General features: G+C 61.7%; 20 protein-coding genes. 14 read left to right on the top strand and 6 right to left on the bottom strand.

Going from position 1 to position 18,635, the window contains the following annotated elements; all coding sequences use genetic code 11:
- The first annotated feature begins 9 nt into the window (after positions 1-9).
- The 9 genes from MRY17_RS17745 (at position 10) to yegS (ending at position 9,013) form a co-directional block, all read left to right on the top strand.
- Positions 10-2,232 carry a chemotaxis protein CheA gene (locus MRY17_RS17745; RefSeq protein WP_243352607.1) on the top strand — a complete coding sequence of 741 codons (2,223 nt, stop codon included), beginning with the start codon at positions 10-12 and terminating at the stop codon, positions 2,230-2,232.
- A 48-nt stretch (positions 2,233-2,280) separates the two neighbouring features.
- A complete protein-coding gene (locus tag MRY17_RS17740; RefSeq protein ID WP_191952123.1) occupies positions 2,281-3,420 on the top strand; it encodes a protein-glutamate methylesterase/protein-glutamine glutaminase in 1,140 nt (379 codons plus the stop codon).
- The gene (locus tag MRY17_RS17735) at positions 3,420-4,160 is read left to right on the top strand and encodes a flagellar motor protein (RefSeq protein ID WP_057721364.1); all 741 of its coding nucleotides are present in this window, start codon (positions 3,420-3,422) and stop codon (positions 4,158-4,160) included. The genes MRY17_RS17740 and MRY17_RS17735 overlap by 1 nt, the downstream gene beginning before the upstream one ends.
- A 151-nt stretch (positions 4,161-4,311) precedes the next feature.
- Entirely contained in the window at positions 4,312-5,199 is an 888-nt protein-coding gene (gene motD, locus MRY17_RS17730; protein WP_243352606.1) for a flagellar motor protein MotD, read from the top strand.
- Between the two features lie 50 nt (positions 5,200-5,249).
- Positions 5,250-6,038 (top strand): ParA family protein, encoded by a 789-nt coding sequence (locus tag MRY17_RS17725; protein ID WP_057721366.1) that lies wholly within the window; start codon positions 5,250-5,252, stop codon positions 6,036-6,038.
- Positions 6,038-6,829 (top strand): CheW domain-containing protein, encoded by a 792-nt coding sequence (locus MRY17_RS17720; protein ID WP_181282804.1) that lies wholly within the window; start codon positions 6,038-6,040, stop codon positions 6,827-6,829. Before MRY17_RS17725 ends, MRY17_RS17720 begins: the two co-directional genes overlap by 1 nt.
- A gap of 78 nt (positions 6,830-6,907) precedes the next feature.
- Entirely contained in the window at positions 6,908-7,390 is a 483-nt protein-coding gene (locus MRY17_RS17715) for a chemotaxis protein CheW (protein ID WP_057721368.1), read from the top strand.
- On the top strand, positions 7,391-7,783 hold the full coding sequence (locus MRY17_RS17710; protein ID WP_057721369.1) for a DUF2802 domain-containing protein: 393 nt from the start codon (positions 7,391-7,393) through the stop codon (positions 7,781-7,783).
- Positions 7,784-8,092: 309 nt separating this feature from the next.
- Positions 8,093-9,013: a lipid kinase YegS gene (yegS, locus tag MRY17_RS17705; RefSeq protein WP_191952121.1), complete on the top strand. Its 921-nt coding sequence runs from the start codon at positions 8,093-8,095 to the stop codon at positions 9,011-9,013.
- On the opposite strand, the gene MRY17_RS17700 is transcribed toward yegS, so the two are convergent.
- From MRY17_RS17700 to MRY17_RS17690, 3 genes are all read right to left on the bottom strand, one after another.
- On the bottom strand, positions 8,972-9,631 hold the full coding sequence (locus tag MRY17_RS17700) for a response regulator transcription factor (protein ID WP_243352605.1): 660 nt from the start codon (positions 9,629-9,631) through the stop codon (positions 8,972-8,974). The two genes, yegS and MRY17_RS17700, sit on opposite strands and share 42 nt — an antisense overlap.
- Positions 9,628-10,521 carry a sensor histidine kinase gene (locus MRY17_RS17695; protein WP_181282750.1) on the bottom strand — a complete coding sequence of 298 codons (894 nt, stop codon included), beginning with the start codon at positions 10,519-10,521 and terminating at the stop codon, positions 9,628-9,630. Before MRY17_RS17695 ends, MRY17_RS17700 begins: the two co-directional genes overlap by 4 nt.
- Positions 10,522-10,846: 325 nt before the next feature.
- Positions 10,847-11,296: a hypothetical protein gene (locus tag MRY17_RS17690; protein ID WP_181282744.1), complete on the bottom strand. Its 450-nt coding sequence runs from the start codon at positions 11,294-11,296 to the stop codon at positions 10,847-10,849.
- Positions 11,297-11,871: 575 nt separating this feature from the next.
- On the opposite strand from MRY17_RS17690, the gene MRY17_RS17685 reads away from it, so the two are divergent.
- Together MRY17_RS17685 and MRY17_RS17680 are read left to right on the top strand one after the other, a co-directional pair.
- The gene (locus MRY17_RS17685; RefSeq protein ID WP_065888359.1) at positions 11,872-12,807 is read left to right on the top strand and encodes a chemotaxis protein CheV; all 936 of its coding nucleotides are present in this window, start codon (positions 11,872-11,874) and stop codon (positions 12,805-12,807) included.
- 39 nt (positions 12,808-12,846) lie between these two features.
- Positions 12,847-13,650: an MOSC domain-containing protein gene (locus MRY17_RS17680; RefSeq protein ID WP_243352604.1), complete on the top strand. Its 804-nt coding sequence runs from the start codon at positions 12,847-12,849 to the stop codon at positions 13,648-13,650.
- A gap of 48 nt (positions 13,651-13,698) precedes the next feature.
- Here the strand turns inward: MRY17_RS17680 and MRY17_RS17675 are convergent, their stop codons facing one another.
- Both MRY17_RS17675 and MRY17_RS17670 read right to left on the bottom strand, forming a co-directional pair.
- Positions 13,699-13,980, bottom strand: coding sequence for a pyrimidine/purine nucleoside phosphorylase (locus tag MRY17_RS17675; protein WP_181282746.1), 282 nt, complete (start codon positions 13,978-13,980; stop codon positions 13,699-13,701).
- Between the two features lie 198 nt (positions 13,981-14,178).
- The gene (locus MRY17_RS17670) at positions 14,179-14,721 is read right to left on the bottom strand and encodes an exonuclease domain-containing protein (RefSeq protein WP_243352603.1); all 543 of its coding nucleotides are present in this window, start codon (positions 14,719-14,721) and stop codon (positions 14,179-14,181) included.
- A 222-nt stretch (positions 14,722-14,943) separates the two neighbouring features.
- On the opposite strand from MRY17_RS17670, the gene MRY17_RS17665 reads away from it, so the two are divergent.
- Together MRY17_RS17665 and MRY17_RS17660 are read left to right on the top strand one after the other, a co-directional pair.
- On the top strand, positions 14,944-15,567 hold the full coding sequence (locus tag MRY17_RS17665; protein WP_243352602.1) for a TetR/AcrR family transcriptional regulator: 624 nt from the start codon (positions 14,944-14,946) through the stop codon (positions 15,565-15,567).
- Positions 15,568-15,659: 92 nt separating this feature from the next.
- A complete protein-coding gene (locus MRY17_RS17660; protein ID WP_181282749.1) occupies positions 15,660-16,448 on the top strand; it encodes a substrate-binding periplasmic protein in 789 nt (262 codons plus the stop codon).
- A 560-nt stretch (positions 16,449-17,008) separates the two neighbouring features.
- On the opposite strand, the gene MRY17_RS17655 is transcribed toward MRY17_RS17660, so the two are convergent.
- Positions 17,009-17,560 carry an RNA polymerase factor sigma-70 gene (locus MRY17_RS17655; RefSeq protein WP_005789991.1) on the bottom strand — a complete coding sequence of 184 codons (552 nt, stop codon included), beginning with the start codon at positions 17,558-17,560 and terminating at the stop codon, positions 17,009-17,011.
- 300 nt (positions 17,561-17,860) lie between these two features.
- Between MRY17_RS17655 and MRY17_RS17650 the strand changes: the two genes are divergently transcribed.
- Positions 17,861-18,613, top strand: a complete 753-nt coding sequence (locus MRY17_RS17650) for a thioesterase II family protein (RefSeq protein ID WP_243352601.1) — start codon at positions 17,861-17,863, stop codon at positions 18,611-18,613.
- Positions 18,614-18,635 lie beyond the last annotated feature (22 nt).

Below are 18,635 nucleotides of genomic sequence, written 5' to 3'. Positions count from 1 at the left end.
AGCACCCACATGAGCTTCGGCGCCGATGAAGAAATCCTTCAGGATTTCCTTGTAGAGGCCGGCGAAATTTTAGAGCAACTGTCCGAACAACTGGTCGAGCTGGAAAGCCGCCCGGATGATGCGAACCTGCTCAATGCAATTTTTCGCGGTTTTCACACTGTAAAAGGGGGCGCCGGCTTCCTCCAGCTCCATGAGCTGGTGGAGTGCTGCCACATCGCCGAGAACGTGTTCGACATCCTGCGCAAGGGTGAGCGTCAGGTTGACTCGGAATTGATGGACGTGATTCTCGAAGCACTGGATGCCGTCAACGGCATGTTCAGCGAAGTGCGCGAACGTGCACCGATCACTGCCGCCACTCCGGAACTGCTGGCCGCCCTGGCGCGCCTGGCTGAACCGGCTGCCGAAGCGCCTGCGGTGCAAGCAGCGCCTGAGCCGGTGGTGGAGGCCGAGGCGGATGTGACCGACAGCGAGTTCGAGCAGCTGCTCGACTCGCTCAATGCGGTCAAGGCCGAGGCCGAAGCACCGGCTGCAACGGCGCCGGCCGCCACGCCGACCAGCGAAGACATTACCGACGCGGAATTCGAATCCCTGCTCGACCAGTTGCATGGCAAAGGCCAGTTTGCGGCCGATGCCGTGGCGCCGGCGGCACCGCCTGCGGCGCCGGCCGCCAGTGCCGGTACCGATATTACCGACGACGAATTCGAGGCATTGCTCGACCAATTGCATGGCAAAGGCACGTTTGTCGCCGAAGCCTTGCCGCAAGTCGCGGCCACCGCCACTGCGCCAGCCGCTCCGGCCGCCAAGGCTGAACCGGCTGAACCGGCCGGCGACGGGCTGATCTCCGACAACGAATTCGAAGCGTTGCTCGACGAGCTGCACGGCAAAGGCAAGTTCACCGAAGTGGCCCCGGCCGCCGCTCCCGCGGCTGCAGCGGTCGCTACGCCCGCACCGGTTGCCGCCAAAGCTGCGGCGCCGGCCGCCAAACCCGCGCCTGCAGCGGCTGCGGCGCCAGCCCCGGCGCGTGCTGCACCAGCGCCGGTCGCCGACAAACCTGCCAGTGAAGCCGAAACCACCGTGCGCGTGGACACCGCGCGCCTGGACGACATCATGAACATGGTCGGCGAACTGGTACTGGTGCGTAACCGCCTGGTACGCCTGGGCCTGAACAGTGGCGACGAAGCCATGCAGAAGGCCGTGTCGAACCTGGACGTGGTCACCGCCGATCTGCAGACCGCCGTGATGAAAACGCGGATGCAGCCGATCAAGAAAGTCTTCGGCCGCTTCCCCCGCCTGGTTCGCGACCTGGCGCGCCAGCTCAAGAAAGAAATCACCCTGGAACTGGTGGGCGAAGAAACCGACCTCGACAAAAACCTCGTCGAGGCCCTGGCCGACCCGCTGGTCCACTTGGTGCGCAACGCCGTCGACCACGGCGTGGAAACCCCGGAAGAACGCGAAGCCTCGGGCAAGCCGCGCAATGGCAAGGTGATCCTGGCGGCGGAGCAGGAGGGCGACCACATCCTGCTGTCGATCACCGATGACGGCAAAGGCATGGACCCGACCATCTTGCGCAATATCGCGGTCAAGCGCGGCGTGATGGACAAGGACGCCGCCGACCGCCTGACCGACACCGAGTGCTACAACCTGATCTTCGCGCCGGGTTTCTCGACCAAGACCGAGATCTCCGACGTGTCCGGCCGTGGCGTCGGCATGGACGTGGTGAAGACCAAGATCAGCCAGCTCAACGGCTCGATCAATATCTACTCGACCAAGGGCCAGGGCTCCAAGATCGTCATCAAGGTGCCGTTGACCCTGGCGATCATGCCGACCCTGATGGTGATGCTGGGCAACCAGGCGTTCGCCTTCCCGCTGGTCAACGTCAACGAAATCTTCCACCTCGACCTGTCGCGCACCAATGTGGTGGACGGCCAGGAAGTGGTGATCGTGCGTGACAAGGCCTTGCCGCTGTTCTACCTCAAGCGCTGGCTGGTGGCGTCGGCCAAGCATGAAGAGCAGCGCGAAGGCCATGTGGTGATTCTCTCGGTGGGCACCCAGCGCATCGGTTTTGTGGTCGATCAACTGGTGGGCCAGGAAGAAGTGGTGATCAAGCCTTTGGGCAAGATGCTGCAGGGCACCCCGGGCATGTCGGGTGCCACCATCACCGGTGACGGCCGCATTGCGCTGATTCTCGATGTTCCGAGCATGCTCAAGCGTTACGCCGCACGGCGTATTTGATTCTGGCGGGGCAGGGCACCAGTGCCCGCCCCGTCTAACGGAGTGTTTATGGCAGTCAAGGTCCTGGTGGTGGACGATTCGGGTTTCTTCCGCCGCCGCGTCTCGGAGATTCTTTCCGCCGATCCAACGATCCAGGTAGTCGGCACGGCCACCAACGGCAAAGAGGCGATCGATCAAGCCATTGCGTTGAAGCCGGACGTGATCACCATGGACTATGAAATGCCGATGATGGATGGCATCACGGCCGTGCGTCATATCATGCAACGTTGCCCGACACCGGTGTTGATGTTCTCCTCGCTGACTCATGAAGGCGCCCGGGTGACCCTGGATGCGCTGGATGCCGGCGCGGTGGACTTCCTGCCGAAGAATTTCGAAGACATCTCGCGCAATCCCGAGAAGGTCAAGCAGATGCTGTGCGAGAAAGTGCACAGCATTTCGCGCAGTAACCGGCGCAGTCTGTTCAGCGCGCCTGCTGCTGCGCCGGCGCCTGCTCCCGTCCCCGCAGCGGCACCGGCGTCGTCGTTCAGCCGCCCTGCGCCTGCGCCCGTACCGCCAGCGCGTCACGCGCCGCCAGCGCCCAGTCGTGCTGCGGCACCGAGCGCCCATTCGCCCGCGCCCAAGCGCAAGGCCTACAAGCTGGTCGCCATCGGCACATCCACTGGCGGCCCGGTGGCCCTGCAGCGCGTTTTGACCCAACTGCCGGCCAACTTCCCGGCGCCGATCGTGTTGATCCAGCACATGCCCGCCGCGTTCACCAAGGCCTTCGCCGAGCGCCTGGACAAGCTGTGCCGCATCAGCGTCAAGGAAGCCGAGGACGGTGACATCCTGCGCCCTGGCCTGGCGCTGCTGGCGCCGGGTGGCAAGCAGATGATGGTGGACGGCCGTGGCGCGATCAAAATCCTGCCGGGCGATGAACGCCTCAACTACAAGCCGTGCGTGGACATCACCTTCGGTTCGGCGGCCAAGTCCTACGGCGACAAAGTTCTGGCGGTGGTGCTCACCGGCATGGGCGCCGATGGTCGTGAAGGCGCGCGCCTGCTCAAGCAAGGCGGCAGCGCCATCTGGGCCCAGGACGAAGCCAGCTGCGTGATCTATGGCATGCCCATGGCCATCGTCAAGGCCGACCTGGCCGATGCGGTCTACAGCCTGGACGACATCGGCAAGCATCTGGTGGAGGCCTGCCTCTGATGGATGTCTTGAGTCTGATCGGCATCACCCTGGCGTTTGTCGCCATCATCGGCGGCAACTACCTGGAAGGCGGCCACCTCGGCGCCCTGGCCAACGGCCCGGCGGCGCTGATCGTGATCGGCGGCACCGTGGGCGCAGCGTTGCTGCAGTCGCCGCTGAGCTCGTTCAAGCGCGCCATGCAGATCCTGGTCTGGATCATTTTTCCGCCGCGGGTCGACATGCCAGGCGGCATCGACCGCGTGGTCAACTGGAGCCTTACCGCCCGCAAGGAAGGCTTGCTGGGCCTGGAAGGCGTGGCCGATGCCGAGCCTGACAGCTACGCGCGCAAAGGCCTGCAGCTGCTGGTGGACGGCGCCGAACCGGAGGCGATCCGCAGCATCCTCGAGGTGGATTTCTACACCCAGGAAAGCCGTGACATCAATGCGGCCAAGGTGTTTGAAAGCATGGGCGGCTACGCGCCGACCATCGGCATCATCGGTGCGGTGATGGGCCTGATCCACGTGATGGGCAACCTGGCCGACCCTTCGCAACTGGGCAGCGGTATTGCCGTGGCATTCGTTGCGACGATTTATGGCGTGGCCAGTGCCAACCTGGTGCTGCTGCCGGTGGCGAGCAAGCTCAAGTCGATTGCCATGCGCCAGTCCCGCTACCGCGAAATGCTGCTCGAAGGCATTCTGTCGATCGCCGAGGGCGAAAACCCGCGCTCCATCGAACTGAAGCTCCAGGGCTTCTCGGATTGATGGGTATGAACCTCTGCTTCCCTGTAGGAGCGAGCTTGCTCGCGAAAATCGTCAACGATAACGCGGGTATCCTGGATAAACGCGTTGCTCTCGGGTTTTTCGCGAGCAAGCTCGCTCCTACAGTTGGGTCGGTTGGTGGGGAGGAGTGCCTGTGAGCCGTCGCCGTCGCGAGCCTGAAGAACACGTCAACCATGAACGCTGGCTGGTGTCCTACGCGGACTTCATCACCCTGCTGTTTGCATTTTTCGTGGTGATGTACTCGATCTCGTCGATCAACGAAGGCAAGTACAAGATCATTTCCCAGGCGCTGGTCGGGGTGTTCAACGATTCCGAGCGCGCGCTCAAGCCGATTCCCATTGGTGAGGAGCGGCCCAGGACGGTGACCCCGGCCAAGCCACTGGTCAACGACAGCGATGAAACCGCCGCCGGTATCGGCGGTACCAGCGACCCGCTCAAAAGCATCGCCGACGATATCAGCGCCGCGTTCGGTGACCTGATCAAGTCCAACCAGATGACCGTGCGCGGCAATGAGCTGTGGGTGGAGATCGAGCTGAATTCCAGCCTGTTGTTTGCCAGCGCCGATGCGCTGCCAAGCGACCAGGCTTTCACCATCATCGACAAGGTGGCGGCGATCCTCAGGCCGTTTGAAAACCCGATCCACGTCGAAGGCTTCACCGACAACCTGCCGATCAGTACCGCGCAGTACCCGACCAACTGGGAACTGTCCTCGGCGCGCGCGGCGAGTATCGTGCGTATGCTCGCCATGCAGGGAGTCAATCCCCAGCGCCTGGCGTCGGTGGGCTACGGTGAATTCCAGCCAGTGGCCAATAACGCCACGGTCGAAGGCCGCGGGCGCAACCGGCGCGTGGTGCTGGTGGTGTCACGTAACCTGGATGTACGCCGCAGCCTGACCGGCACCGGCACGGCGAATGCAACACCGGATGCGGCATTGAGGCGTGCTGGCACACAAACTGCACCGGCCCCTGCAAAGTCGCCGGTGCGGACAAGCTCCGTCAATTCTCCGTCACCGGCTCAATAACCCATGCAATGTCTCGGTCGCGCCTGTGCCCGCCGGGAGGAATCAACCGAATGAGAGTCTGGGCAGTTGCCAATCAAAAGGGTGGAGTCGGCAAGACCACCACTTCCATCGCTTTAGCCGGGTTGCTGGCCGAGGCGGGCAAGCGTGTGGTCGTGGTCGACCTCGACCCCCACGGCTCCATGACCAGCTATTTCGGCTACGATCCCGATGCGCTGGAACACAGTTGCTACGACCTGTTCCTGCACAAGGGCAGCGTGCCAAGCGACTTGCCTGGGCAACTGCTGCTGCCCACCAGCAATGACAGTATTTCGCTGTTGCCGTCCAGCACCGCCCTGGCCACCCTTGAGCGCCAGTCGCCGGGCCAGAGCGGCCTGGGCCTGGTGATCGCCAAGACCCTGGCGCAACTGTGGCAGGACTTCGACTACGCGATCATCGACAGCCCGCCGTTGCTTGGCGTGCTGATGGTCAATGCCCTGGCGGCCAGCCAGCAACTGGTGATCCCGGTACAGACCGAGCACCTGGCCGTCAAAGGCCTGGAGCGCATGGTCAGCACCCTGGCGATGATCAACCGTTCGCGCAAACAGGCGCTGCCGTACAGCATCGTGCCGACCTTGTTCGACCGGCGTACCCAGGCGTCCCTCGGTACCCTGCGCGTGCTGCGCGATGGCTACCCGGACAGCATCTGGAATGGCTACATCCCGGTGGACACGCGCCTGCGCGACGCCAGCCGCGCGGGGCTTACGCCGTCGCAGTTCGACGGCAAGAGCCGTGGCGTACTGGCGTACCGGGCGTTGCTCAAGCACCTGCTGTCCCAGCAGCTTGTAGCGCAGGTGGCGTGATGAACCGTCCCGTTCAATTCAAGACACGGCCGCAACTGGCACTGGAATCCTACCTGGATGCCTTGCTGCAAGACGCGACCGCCGAGGAACTGCCGGAACCGATCCTGGTACCGGAGCCGGTCGTCGAGGCTGAAGCTGCGCTGGATGAGTTCCAGTTGGCGGTACTCGAGGAGCAGGCCCGTGACGCCCTGGTCGAGGCGGTGCCCGTGGTGGTGCCGATCACGCCTGAGGTGCTAGCGCCGGTGGTGGTCGAACCGATCGTGCAAGTGCACCTGCCGCCGAGCATCACGCCACCCCCGGTGACCGGTGATGGTCGACCGTCGTGGGCCGCGGAGCCGTTCGAGTGCCTGCTGTTCGATGTCGCCGGCTTGACCCTGGCGGTGCCGCTGGTGTGCCTGGGCTCGATCTACTCCCTGGAAGGCCAGGAGCTGACGCCACTGTTCGGGCAGCCGGAGTGGTTTCTCGGCATCCTGCCCAGCCAGGCCGGCAACCTCAAGGTGCTGGACACAGCGCGCTGGGTGATGCCCGACCGTTACCGTGACGACTTTCAACAGGGCCTGCAGTACGTGATCTCCGTGCAGGGTTACGAGTGGGGGCTGGCGGTGCATCAAGTCAGCCGCTCGTTGCGCCTGGACCCGAACGAAATCAAATGGCGCAGCCACCGTGGCCAACGGCCGTGGTTGGCGGGCACCGTGATTGAACACATGTGCGCATTGCTCGACGTCGCCGAACTGGCCGAGTTGATCGCCAGTGGCGCGGTCAAGACGATGGCGCAGAACAAACGCAGTTGATGGGACAATAAAGGTCGTGCGGTTGCGCGGCCCATTAGCACACACGCCGTCGATAACGGCATTTGAGGGGTCAGAAAGATGAACAAGTCAGCGTCCGCACAAGGTTTGGATGATCCGATCCTGCAATGGGTGACCTTCAAACTGGACAACGAGTCCTACGGCATTAACGTGATGCGCGTGCAGGAAGTGCTGCGCTACACAGAGATCGCCCCGGTACCGGGTGCGCCGAGCTACGTGCTGGGCATCATCAACCTGCGCGGCAACGTGGTGACGGTGATCGACACCCGTCAGCGCTTCGGCCTGGCGCCGACCGACGTCAACGACAACACGCGCATCGTCATCATCGAAGCCGACAAGCAAGTGGTCGGGATCATGGTCGACAGCGTCGCCGAAGTGGTCTACCTGCGCCAGTCGGAAGTGGAAACCGCGCCGAACGTGGGCAACGAAGAATCCGCCAAGTTCATCCAGGGCGTGTGCAACAAGAACAACGAGCTGTTGATTCTGGTTGAGCTGGACAAAATGATGAGCGAAGAAGAATGGTCGGAACTGGAGAGCATTTGATTGTTCCTTGAGGCGGCGGTGATTGTCCTGGCCCTGTTATGGGCCGGGACCTTGGCATTCCTGCTGCGCTACATGCGCCAGCAACGCGAGTTGGCCCTGCAACAGGCCGAGCGCGATGTGGTGCGTGACCGGCGCATTCTGGAGCTGGTCAAACGCGTCGACCATTTCCAGCAGACAGTGGTGCGGGTCGGCGATGAGGTGCATGAACTGCGCGCGATTCTCGGGCCATTGCCGGACAAGTTGGTGCAGTTGGAACAGCGCGATCCTTCGAACCTGTCGTTCGCCCAGGCCGCCAAGCTGGTAGGCATGGGCGCGACGGTGGACGAGCTGACCCAGTCCTGCGGCCTGACCCAGGCCGAGGCGCAGTTGATGAGCAAGTTGCACAAGAGCTGATTCGGCTTGCTGGATTCAATGTGGGAGGGGGCCAGCCCTGATGCTATTCAGTTAAGCGTACAACGTCCTCTGTAGGAGCGAGCTTGCTCGCGAAAAACGTCAACGATAACGCGTGCTTCCTGAATGAACGCGGCGCCTGTGAGTTTTTCGCGAGCAAGCTCGCTCCTACAAAAAGCCTAACTGACAGGCACCAGGGCCCCTCCCACATGTCGATTGCCGTACATCAATCAATTTTCTTGAGCCACAGACTTTTCCCCGTCCCCAAGGGTCAACATCCTTCAAGCACCTTGACCCCGGAGATACCCTCAAATGACCACCCCCAAAGCCCTGTTGATCCTCCACGGCAAGCAAGCCCTCAACGAGGACGTGCGTGCGGCCGTGCTGGCCCGTCGTGAGCAGGGTTGGGAGTTGGCGGTGCGGGTGACGTGGGAAGGGGGTGATGCTCAGCGCCTGGTCAACGAAGCACTGGCCGACGGCTGCACCCATATCATCGCCGGCGGCGGCGACGGCACCTTGCGCGATGTGGCCGAAGCCATGGCTCAGGCCGGCACCGACGCCAGCCTGGTGTTGATGCCCCTGGGCACCGCCAACGACTTCGCCAAGGCCGCCGGCGTGCCGTTGGAGCCGGCCGGCGCCCTGGCGTTGCTGGATGTCGAGCCAAGGGCAATCGACCTCGGCCAGGTCGGCGGGCAGATCTTCCTGAACATGGCCACCGGCGGTTTCGGCAGCCAGGTCACCGCCAACACCTCCGAAGACCTGAAGAAAGTCCTCGGCGGTGCCGCCTACCTGTTCACCGGATTGTCGCGCTTCAGTGAATTGAAGGCCGCCTACGGTGAGCTGGAGGGCCCGGATTTTCACTGGAAGGGCGAGCTGCTCGCGCTGGGCATCGGCAATGGACGCCAGGCCGGCGGCGGGCACGTACTGTGCCCCGGTGCGCTGGCCGATGACGGGTTGCTGGACATCAGTATCCTGCCGGCGCCCCAGGAAGTGGTGGGCACCCTGCGCGAATTGATGAGCAACGGCTGGGGCCTGGACACCATGTTCGTGCGCGCCCGCCTGCCGTGGGTCAATATCAAGGGCGCGCAAGGCTTGTACATCAACCTCGATGGCGAGCCGCTGGAAGGCGATGACCTGCATTTCGAGGCCTTGCCCAAGGCCCTGCGCGTGCACTTGCCGCTGGGTTCGCCCCTAGTCGTCCAGGCTGATGATCTGCTCGCGCACCGCGAATAACACCAGGCCCGCCACGTCGAAAATCTGCAGGCGCTTCATGATCTGTGAGCGATGCGCCTCCACCGTCTTGATGCTCAACCCCAGCCCGTGGGCGATTTCCCGGGTGGATTTGCCGCGCACGATCAACCGCAGGATTTCCAACTGCCGCGCCGTCAGGTTGTGGCTATGGGGAGGGGGGCAGCTTGCGCCGTGGCTGCGGATCAGCGCCTGGTTGATCACCGTGTGGGCGATGGCCGGGCTCAGGTAGCGCTCGTTGTTGCGCAAGGCCCGCAGGGCGTGTTCCAACTCGTTGCCGGTCATGTCTTTGAGCAGGTAACCGTGAGCGCCCGACTCCAGCGCGCGCATGATCAAATCGGGCTCGGTGTGCATCGACAGGACCAGCACTTTGCTCTTGGGGTAGGCGCCCTTGAGTTGCTGCAAGGCGTCAAGGCCGCCGGTGTGCTTCATCGACAGGTCCAGCAGCACGATATCCGGCTGCAGGGCGCGAAACTGCTCAAGCAATTGCGCGCCATCGCTGGCTTCGCCGATCACGTTGTAGCCGGGAATATCCAGGATCAGCGCACGCACGCCGGCGCGGATCAGCGCGTGGTCATCCACCAGGAGCAGGTTGCAGGTCACCGGGCAACCTCAGGCGCGCAGGCCCTTTCGAGGGAGCGCGGCGCCCAGGGGAACAATGCGTCGATCCGCGTGCCTTTGCCTGGCCGGCTGCTGACGGACAAGGTGCCGCCCAGTTGCTCCAGCCGCTCGTACATGCCGGCCATGCCGCGCTGGCCTTCGAGGCCTGGGTCGCTGGCCGGGGAAAAACCCAGGCCGTCATCGCAGATCATCAGCGACAGGCCTTCGGGCAGGCGTTGCAGGCGCACCAGCAGGTTGTGCGCCTGGGCGTGACGGAGCATGTTGGTCACCGCTTCCTGGGTGATACGAAACGCTGCCACGGCCATTTCTTCAGGGATCCCGGCCAGGCGCTGCTGGCATTCCAGGCTCCAGCAGACCTGGGTGTTTTCCAGGGTCTTGAGCAGGTGCGCGCGCAAGCTCGCTTCCAGGCCCAGGCTGGCCAACTGGCGCGGGTTGAGGATGGCGGACACGTCGCGCACCTTGGCCAGGGTTTCGTTGAGGGTATTGCACAACGCCGTGCATTGATCCTGCAGCTCTGGTGGCAGGCGCCGCTGCAACCATTCGCTTTGCAGCTTGGCGGCGGTCAGCAGTTGGCCGATGTCGTCGTGCAGCTCGCGGCTGAGGCGATGGCGTTCGTTTTCCTGGACCTGCAACAGGCGGTCGGCCAATTCCTGCGGCTGGAACTTGATGGACTTGCGCGAACGCCATTGGTGCAGGCCCACCACCGCCAGCGTGGCCAGGTTGAGCAGCAGGATCAACAGTGACAAGGGTGATGCATGTACGTACGCCCACGCGCTGGCGGACAACGAGCACAGGCACAGTGCGAGGATGATGCGACGTGCAGTGCCGCGCGACACAGACCTTGGGAAAAGTGGCTTGAAATTGGCGTACATAACGGATGAAGCCACTGAGGGTTCGCTGCGGGGAGACCGGTTGGCCGGGCTCTGTTTGGAATACGCTGCCGGTTCGTTCTTACACATGATGAAGTTGAATCGTTGACCGGGGCATAGTACCACCCCTGTTACCGTTGGTCGCCTGCTTGGTTTATGGCCCGCGCAAATACTCCGGGAGTTATGCCCAGAGTTGGAAAGTAGAAGTTGTATTATTGAAGTTGGTTTGTATCGATATTGCGTTGATGGCTCATGGGTATTAACGCCTGTTTCGCCATCGTCGTCGTTTTTGGACAAGTCGGTATATCAAATACGACCTGCATAAGGCTCAGGTGCTGTGATGCAAGTGTTGCTGCGGTTCATGACTGAAATCCTTTTGCGGAATCTGCAAGGTCACGGTCGCGATCAGTGCTGCCTGCTCACTTTCGTCCAGGGGCAGTTCACCGGTGCGCGTGTCGATCAGCTCCAGTTGCCAGGCCAGCAGCGTCAGGCAGTCATGCAACGCATCCAATGCCTGGTCATGCAATTGCATGGGGCTCCGGGCGTTGGCAATGAGCGCTTGAAGGCGCCCCGAGAAATCACTGATCGCCTGCAGCGCCAGCTTGTCGGCCTTTTCAGCCAGCTTGGCCAGGCTGGTTTTCATGCAGTCGATGGCGTCGCTGTCATCGCGGATCAAATGCAGATGGTTCAGGCACTCTTGCGACTTGACCAGCAGCTTTTCGGCCTCCAGCAGAAACTCGGGAAGTGCCGTTTGCCATTCGTTCGCGCTATTCATCATGCATGTCTCCGCAACTCAAGCTCGGGTGATGAGATATCGCACCGGGTGAATGGCTTAAAGCTAGCGCTGAAAAGGGATTTAGGTTTGTAGGCAGCTTCCGATATTCCCGTAGGACGTTTATCGAAATGCCCACGAAAGTCGTGCGTTACCCCAGTTGAGCGGGATGACACGACTTCAGTTGCCGATACGTGAGTGCCGGGAAGGCCCGCTGGCCTATGGCTTGGGATGGCAAACAAAAGCCTGACTCCATTCATGCAATGAGAATGGCGTCACATTAATGGCTATTAGATATTGCGAATATCAGGTCGGGCCTGATTGCACATAGGGGAATCCCCTATGCAGTGGAACCGCATGCGGATTCGGGTGTCGCGCAAGACCGTGACACGGCCTTATTAGGCGTTGTGCAGTAAACCATGATGTCAGTGTGACATCAATGTATTTACGTGGCATTTTAGCGGGGTCAAGGTCTGGCGTTTGGCGCCGATAACTTGCCTATATGAACTGCACTCTCTCAGAACAACACTCTCAGAATTGCACCCACAGCGCGAAACCCACGTGCACACCAGGAGCTCTCAATGGCCGGCATTCTCGACACGGTAGATCAACGCACGCAATTGGTGGGTGAGAATCGCCTGGAAATTCTCATGTTCCGCTTGTTCGGGCGGCAATTGTTCGCGATCAACGTGTTCAAAGTGCAGGAAGTGCTGCAACTGCCCAAATTGACCCTGATGCCCCAGCGTCATCCCTTTGTGTGTGGCGTGGTCAACCTGCGAGGCCAGACCCTGCCGGTGATCGACCTGTCCCAGGCCATCGGCATGCGCCCGTTGGTGCCAGGGCCCAACAGCACCATCATCGTCACTGAGTACAACCGCTCGGTGCAGGCGTTCCTGGTGGGTGGCGTCGATCGCATCGTCAACATGAACTGGGAAGCCATCCTGCCGCCGCCGGCCAGCGCCGGGCGCCAGCACTACCTGACCGCCATCAGCAAGGTCGATGACCAGTTGGTGGAAATCATCGACGTGGAAAAAGTCCTCGCGGAAATCGTGCCCTACAACGCCAAGGTCTCCCGCGAAAAGCTCGAAGATCCGGTGCTGGAACGCGCCCGTGGCCGCGAAGTGCTGCTGGTGGACGACTCCAACGTGGCGCTCTCGCAATTGCGTGACACCCTCGGCCAGTTGGGCGTGAAGATGCACATCGCCAGCGACGGCCTCAAAGCGCTGAATATGCTCAAGGCCTGGGCCGACAGCGGCCAGGTGATGACCGACAAGCTGCTGATGATCTTCACCGACGCTGAAATGCCCGAGATGGATGGCTACCGCCTCACCACCGAAATCCGCAATGACCCGCGCCTGCGTGGCCTGTACGTGGTGCTGCACACTTCGCTGTCGGGCAGCTTCAACGAGTCAATGGTGAAGAAGGTTGGCTGCGACAATTTCCTCTCCAAGTTCCAGCCCGACAAGCTGGTGGATGTGGTGCGTGAACGACTGATGCTGGACGAAGTGCCCGCCTGACTTTAGGGTATGCCCCTTTGTTTCCCAGGAAAGCAGGCCATGCTTCGTCTCAGCGCGTTGTACCGTTACCCCTTGAAATCCGGCAAGGCCGAGGTCTTGCAGCACATCGGCCTGGACAAGCTCGGGCTGCAAGGGGATCGACGCTGGATGCTGGTGGACGAAGCCAGCGGGCGATTCCTCACACAACGCGCCGTGGCGAAGATGAGTCAGTTGACTGCGCTGTGGAACACGGCGGGCGGCCTGACCCTCAGTTCGCCGGGCCATGGGACGTTGGAGGTGGCACTGCCCGGCGCCGACGCGTTGCGTGGTGTGACCATCTGGCACGACACCCTGCGCGTGCCGGACGCAGGCAATGCCGCGGCGGCCTGGGTCAGCGGCTTCATCGGTAAACCCACACGCCTGGTGCATATGCCCGTGGACCGCGCACGCTTCACCCAGCATGGTTTCGGCGAGGATGACGATCAGGTGGGCTTCGCCGACGGTTACCCTTTGCTGCTGATCGGCCAGGCCTCCCTGGACGATTTGTGCACCCATATCGGCCGGCCGATGGAAATGCTGCGCTTTCGTCCCAACCTGGTCATCGAAGGCGCCGCGGCCTTCGCCGAGGATGGCTGGAAACGCTTGCGCATCGGCGAGGTGGAGTTTCGCGTGGTCAAGCCCTGTTCACGTTGCATCCTCACCACCATCGACCCGCAGACCGGCGAGCGCAGCACGGACCGCGAGCCATTTGCGACGCTTCAGGCCTATCGCGGCACCGAGCAGGGTGCGATGTTCGGCCAGAACCTGGTCAATGATGGGGTCGGGCAATTGGAAGTCGGCATGCCGGTGACGGTGCTGGAATGAAAAAAGCCCGTCTCGCAGGAGACGGGGTTTTTTTGCGCCGGTTGGCGTTCAGCCACGGTATTCGCACAGGTAAGCGGTGTCCACCGCGACCTTCAACTGAAACTTGCTGTTGGCCGGTACGTTGAACTGGCTGCCGGCGGCGAAGGTTTCCCACTCCGCATCAGGCAGTTTGACGACCAGGGCGCCGGAAACCACGTGCATGATTTCACGCTGGTCAGTGCCGAATTCGTATTCACCCGGGGCCATGACGCCGATGGTGGCCGGACCTTCCGCGGTGCCGAAAGCGATCGACTTGACGGTGCCGTCGAAGTATTCGTTGACTTTGAACATGGGTGAATCCTCGGAAAAAGGGTCAAAGCTTACGCCAACCACTGTAGGAGCGAGCTTGCTCGCGAAAAACCTGAGAGCACCCCGTTAAACCAGATGCGCTGCGTTATCGTCAGCGATCTTCGCGAGCAAGCTCGCTCCTACAGGTGGGCAGCATTAAGGCAAAAGGTTGATCAGTATGCCCAAGCCTTTCAGAACTGCCTAGACCGGCAAAATCAACGGCAGCAGGCGCGCCGTGTTGCGCGCATCTTCCAGGGCTCGATGCTGCTGGCCATTGAACTGCATCCCCGCCAATTGCAGCGCGCCATTGAGCCCGAGCGGCTTGTCCAGGCGCCGGGCCTTGGCGAAGCGCTGCTTGAGGTTGACATGGGGCGTCTGGCCGAGCGCACTGGCCAGGCCATGGCGTTGCCATTCCAGCTCAAGTTGCACGCGATCGTAATCTCCCCAGCTGGCCCAGCCTTCCAGACGCGGCTGATGCTGGCCCAGCCAGCGTTCGAACAGCGGCCACACCTCGGTGATGGGCGCTGCCGCGTCGATGTTGGCTTGGGTAATATGGGTCAATTTTCGGCAAAAGGGCGTCAGCAGTGGCCGCCGCAGCGGCCGCACGAAGCGCTGGAAGTGATCCAGCTCACGGCCCTGGCGATTGACCAGGCTCGCGCCGATTTCGATGACTTCCATCTCCGTCACGGGCCAGCCGCCATCATCCGTTGTGGCTTCAAGGTCAATAATCAGCCAATGAGGCATGCGCAGGTTCCCGTACTGTTCCTGTCCTGATGGGGATAGAGCGTAGCCGGGCCGTGTAGTTCCGCCCAGGTGCCTATTCACTTGTGCAATGGCTGGTTGCGAGGCTGCCAAGCAAGCGTTTGGTTTGTACCCTGCACTCAAGTTTTGTCCAAGCGCTTGCTTGGTTCGCGACCACGGCCTAAATTGCCCGCCAAGACGATAGTAGACATAAGGGAAAGCAGCATGGACGACCACCAAGCCCAGCGGGTGATGCGCACCATGATTGACGGTGGTCAATTGACCGACCCCGACAGTGCCCGGGGCAAGTTGCTGCAGACTGCGGCTCACCTGTTTCGCAACAAGGGTTTTGAGCGCACCACTGTGCGCGACCTCGCCGGCGCGGTGGGCATCCAGTCGGGCAGCATCTTTCACCACTTCAAGAGCAAGGACGAGATCCTGCGCGCGGTGATGGAAGAAACCATCCTCTACAACACCGCGATGATGCGCGCTGCGCTGGAGCAGGCGGGCACCTTGCGCGAGCGCGTGCGCGCGCTGATCCGCTGCGAATTGCAGTCGATCATGGGCGGCAGCGGTGAGGCGATGGCGGTGCTGGTGTACGAATGGCGTTCGTTGTCTGCCGAAGGTCAGGCCCGGGTATTGGCCTTGCGCGACGTGTATGAGGATATCTGGCTGCAGGTACTGGGCGAAGCCAAGGCTGCCGGCTATATCAAGGGCGACGTGTATATCACCCGGCGTTTCCTGACCGGCGCGTTGTCCTGGACCACCACCTGGGTCCGCACCCAGGGCAGCCTGACACTCGAAGAACTGGCCGAAGAAGCCCTGCTGATGGTACTCAAGGCGGATTGAGGCGCAAGCCATCAATTTACTGGCAACCGTTGTCTCTCTCGGGAAAAACGCCTAGCTTATCGCCATTATCGAATTCAACGGTGTGTGCCTAGATGTTTTCGCCATGGCGACTGGCTGCAGGACTTACATTTTTGGCACTGGGTACCGCAGGGTGGACGCAAGCCGGCGCCGCGCAGTTGGTGAGGGTCGGCGCGGCGCATTTTCCGCCGTATACCGTGCGCCCTGAACAAGGCGCCGATACCGGTTTGCTGCCGCAATTGGTCGAAGCGTTGAACGCTGTGCAGAGCGACTATCAGTTCGTGCTGGTGCCCACCTCGATTCCCAGGCGTTTTCGCGATTTCGAACAGGGCCGGGTCGACATGGCGATCTTTGAAAACCCCTCATGGGGTTGGACAAACGTTGCCCATACCAGCGTCGATATGGGGCTGGAGGACGCCGAGATTTTCGTCGCCGAGCGTGAGCCCGGTCGCGACCAGAGCTTTTTCACGGACCTTGCCGGCAAGCGCCTGGCGGTGTTCAGCGGTTATCACTACGCCTTTGCCCAGTTCAACGCCGACCCCAAGTACCTGGCCGAGCACTTCAACGCCACCTTGACGTATTCCCATGACAGCAACTTGCTGATGGTCGCGCGCGGGCGTGCCGATATCGCGTTGGTCACCCGCTCGTACCTGAGTGATTTCATGGTGCGCAACGCCGACATGGCGGACAAGTTCCTGGTGTCGGAGCGCATTGATCAGGTCTATCACCATTACGCGTTGCTACGGCCCAAGGCGCCGATCACCGGGCCGGTCTTTGCCGAGCTGCTCAAGCGCCTGCGCGACAACGGCCAGATGCTCAGGATTTTCGAACCGTATCGCATCGATATAACGCCATTGCCCTGAAATCGCAGCCGATCAAATGTGGGAGGGGGTTTGCTCCCGATGGCGGCCTCTGGGCCGACCAGGATGCTGGATCAGACCGAGTACATATCCGTTTCTGCGGTAACGGCTGCTATGGGTTCCGCTTTTACAGCGGCTCACTTTTGAAAAGCGCAAAAGTAAGCAAAACGCTCTTGCCCCACCACTCGGCACCTCGCCCAGGCTCGGTGTGCCCGAACGCAGGCTTGAATCCGTGGGCCGCCGCAATGGGCCATCCATGGCCCAGTGCGGCTAACCCGGCGTCCTGCCGGGTTACCCACGGATTCAAGCCTGCGTTCGGCCAGCGTGGTTAACGGGGCGCCTAAGATCAAGATCAAAAGCCAGATCAAGAGCAAGAGCGGCTCGCTTCGCATCGTGGTTACGCGTCCTCATGCCAGTCAGTTAAGCGAACGAAATGCTCGAAGCGGCGAAGATCAAATGTGGGAGGGGGCTTGCCCCCGATGGCGATGGATCAGTAACGGATGGGTTTACTGACACTCCCCTCATCGCGGGCAAGCCCCCTCCCACAGTGGTTTCTGTTTTGTTCAAACCCTGCGCGCAAACGTATCGCTGTGGCTGCCCGAGACTTTGCGGCAGTGCACCAGTGCATCGCGAATCATGAAGTTCACCAGTGTCGGCGAGACCCCGAGTTCCTTGGCGATATCCTTCTGCGGCACGCCGTGCAGTCGGTACATTTCGAAGGCGTAGCGTGTGCGCTGTGGCAGCTCGGTCAGGGCGTCGGCGATGTTTTCCAGGGTGTTGAAGTTGATGTGGGAGGTTTCCGGTGAAGCGCCGTGGATAACCACATTCAAGCCTTCCTCTTCGGTCCCGGAATATTTGAGTTCCAGGGCCTGCTTGCGGTAGTGATCGATCGCCAGGTTGCGCACGATCTGGAACAGATAGCTCAGTTGAGCCTTGAACGAGGAGGTGATGGTCGGCGCCGATTGCAGCCGAAAGTAGGCGTCCTGCACCACATCCTCGGCACGGGAACGACAGCCGGTAATACGCGCCGCGATCTTCACCAAAATCAGTCGATTGTCGACGAATGCCTGGAGAAGGGGTGAGTCGCACCTGCCTGTGGATACTTGTTCCGTCATGGAAATCACCTTGTTGCAAAGAGGTTAGGGGAGGGCTTCCTTGCTGAGGCCTCCTACACATCGGGCAACAAATTATGCTGAATGATAATGATTGTCAAATGAGAAGGCGAACTAATCTTATGCCTTTGAGTAAGGTGTGAACCGCGTCTCGCTCGACCCCTGCGACTAATTATTTGCCGGGGCCGTCCGTTCTTCTGGGTGAAAGGTCCGTTAGCAAACGGCCAGGGATCAGCACCCGCAGGAGGGCGAAATGGGTTTTTATCGTGCACACAGCGTGTTTCAGCTTGGAGTCCTCGGGTGATGAGTACGCCAACGCCGCTGCGCCTGTTCTGCCTGCCCCATTCAGGCGCCAGCGCCTCGGTCTATGCACGTTGGCGCCGCGTGCTGCCGGACTGGTTGCAGGTGTGCCCGCTGGAACTGCCGGGGCGGGGCATGCGCATGGGCGAACCGTTGCAGCGCGATATCAAGGCCCTGGCTGCCCAGCTCGCCGTTGAAATCAGCCGCGATCTGAACGGCCCCTATGCATTGTTCGGCCACAGCCTCGGCGGCCTGCTGGCGTTCGAACTGGCGCATGCCCTGAACGCGCGCAAGGTGCCGGCCCCGCTGGCATTGTTCGTCTCCGGTACTGCCGGCCCGGCGCGGCGCGATGTCAGCGAATACGCCATCGAAAAAACCGACGCCCAGTTGATCGCCCGCTTGCGCGAACTGCAGGGGACCTGCGACGCCGTGTTGGCCAATCCCGAGTTGATGCAACTGATGCTGCCGATCCTGCGCGCCGATTTCCTGCTGTGCGGCAGTTTCACCTATGGCGAACGCGAGCCGCTGGGCCTGCCGATCCATGTGCTGGGCGGCAAGCAGGACAGCGTACGCGCCGACCAATTGCTCGACTGGCAGCTCGAAGCCGCCAGCGGCTTTTCCCTCGACATGTTCGACGGGCATCACTTCTTTCTCGTGCAGCACGAAAGCGCCGTGCTGCGCTGCGTGCGCCGCTATGCCGAGGCGCACCTGGCCCGCTGGCGCAGTGGCGCGGCGCGCCAACGCGTCGCCGGCTGAACCTCACCGACTTTCCGACTTT

It is taken from the genome of Pseudomonas orientalis (assembly GCF_022807995.1).
GTDB lineage: Bacteria > Pseudomonadota > Gammaproteobacteria > Pseudomonadales > Pseudomonadaceae > Aquipseudomonas > Aquipseudomonas orientalis_B.
Note: the sequence above shows the minus strand (reverse complement) of the source record. Positions and strands in the feature narration are given on the sequence as shown.

Excerpts from the sequence above, each read along its gene's own strand:
- MRY17_RS17745 (WP_243352607.1), top strand. The coding sequence starts at position 10 with ATGAGCTTCGGCGCCGATGAAGAAATCCTTCAGGATTTCCTTGTAGAG.
- MRY17_RS17740 (WP_191952123.1), top strand. The coding sequence starts at position 2,281 with ATGGCAGTCAAGGTCCTGGTGGTGGACGATTCGGGTTTCTTCCGCCGC.
- MRY17_RS17735 (WP_057721364.1), top strand. The coding sequence starts at position 3,420 with ATGGATGTCTTGAGTCTGATCGGCATCACCCTGGCGTTTGTCGCCATC.
- MRY17_RS17725 (WP_057721366.1), top strand. The coding sequence starts at position 5,250 with ATGAGAGTCTGGGCAGTTGCCAATCAAAAGGGTGGAGTCGGCAAGACC.
- MRY17_RS17720 (WP_181282804.1), top strand. The coding sequence starts at position 6,038 with ATGAACCGTCCCGTTCAATTCAAGACACGGCCGCAACTGGCACTGGAA.
- MRY17_RS17715 (WP_057721368.1), top strand. The coding sequence starts at position 6,908 with ATGAACAAGTCAGCGTCCGCACAAGGTTTGGATGATCCGATCCTGCAA.
- yegS (WP_191952121.1), top strand. The coding sequence starts at position 8,093 with ATGACCACCCCCAAAGCCCTGTTGATCCTCCACGGCAAGCAAGCCCTC.
- MRY17_RS17695 (WP_181282750.1), bottom strand. The coding sequence starts at position 10,521 with ATGTACGCCAATTTCAAGCCACTTTTCCCAAGGTCTGTGTCGCGCGGC.
- MRY17_RS17690 (WP_181282744.1), bottom strand. The coding sequence starts at position 11,296 with ATGATGAATAGCGCGAACGAATGGCAAACGGCACTTCCCGAGTTTCTG.
- MRY17_RS17685 (WP_065888359.1), top strand. The coding sequence starts at position 11,872 with ATGGCCGGCATTCTCGACACGGTAGATCAACGCACGCAATTGGTGGGT.
- MRY17_RS17680 (WP_243352604.1), top strand. The coding sequence starts at position 12,847 with ATGCTTCGTCTCAGCGCGTTGTACCGTTACCCCTTGAAATCCGGCAAG.
- MRY17_RS17675 (WP_181282746.1), bottom strand. The coding sequence starts at position 13,980 with ATGTTCAAAGTCAACGAATACTTCGACGGCACCGTCAAGTCGATCGCT.
- MRY17_RS17670 (WP_243352603.1), bottom strand. The coding sequence starts at position 14,721 with ATGCCTCATTGGCTGATTATTGACCTTGAAGCCACAACGGATGATGGC.
- MRY17_RS17665 (WP_243352602.1), top strand. The coding sequence starts at position 14,944 with ATGGACGACCACCAAGCCCAGCGGGTGATGCGCACCATGATTGACGGT.
- MRY17_RS17660 (WP_181282749.1), top strand. The coding sequence starts at position 15,660 with ATGTTTTCGCCATGGCGACTGGCTGCAGGACTTACATTTTTGGCACTG.
- MRY17_RS17655 (WP_005789991.1), bottom strand. The coding sequence starts at position 17,560 with ATGACGGAACAAGTATCCACAGGCAGGTGCGACTCACCCCTTCTCCAG.
- MRY17_RS17650 (WP_243352601.1), top strand. The coding sequence starts at position 17,861 with ATGAGTACGCCAACGCCGCTGCGCCTGTTCTGCCTGCCCCATTCAGGC.